This window comes from Acetobacter suratthaniensis (assembly GCF_017377745.1).
In the GTDB taxonomy this organism is placed as follows: domain Bacteria; phylum Pseudomonadota; class Alphaproteobacteria; order Acetobacterales; family Acetobacteraceae; genus Acetobacter; species Acetobacter suratthaniensis.
Window position 1 is genome coordinate 1 of sequence record NZ_JAFVMG010000061.1, and the last position, 492, is coordinate 492.

Genomic DNA, 492 nt, shown 5'->3' on the forward strand with positions numbered 1-492 from the left:
CGCAGAGGGTGACGGCGCAGCTGCTGGTCGAGGGCGCCAAATGCCAGGGCAGTACGGGTCAGGGCGGACGCTACATCGTCTGGGCGAGCGGTAAGACGTTCGATGCGCATACTCAGAGCCGTTTCCCGGCCTGTTCATAGGCCCTGGACTGGTTCCGCTCGCCAATCGCCAGAACGAGTACGACAACCTGGCTGTCGATCACCCGGTAGACAAGCCTGTAGCCGCTGGCCCTGAGCTTGATTTTGTAGCAGTCACTCAGCGTACCAGACAGGCGAGCGGCCTCAACCCGGGGTGCCTCCAGCCGTCTGGCCAGAACCTTTTTGAATTGTATCTGGATTGTGCGATCAAGCCCGCGCCACTCTTTCAGGGCGCGCGGGTCAAACTGGAGCGTATAGAGGCTCACAGCTCATCCAGTGTCACCGTTACAGGGGCTTGTGGCGCGGCAAGACGTTCACGCACCACCTGGAGCAGATCGGCGTCCTCGCTGGAGAG

1 protein-coding gene is annotated in these 492 nt (G+C 61.6%); it reads right to left on the reverse strand.

Annotation, left to right across the window (positions count from 1 at the left end; all coding sequences use genetic code 11):
• Nucleotides 1–112 precede the first annotated feature (112 nt).
• Nucleotides 113–403: a type II toxin-antitoxin system mRNA interferase toxin, RelE/StbE family gene (locus tag J2D75_RS14300; protein ID WP_207855462.1), complete on the reverse strand. Its 291-nt coding sequence runs from the start codon at nucleotides 401–403 to the stop codon at nucleotides 113–115.
• Nucleotides 404–492: the final 89 nt, after the last annotated feature.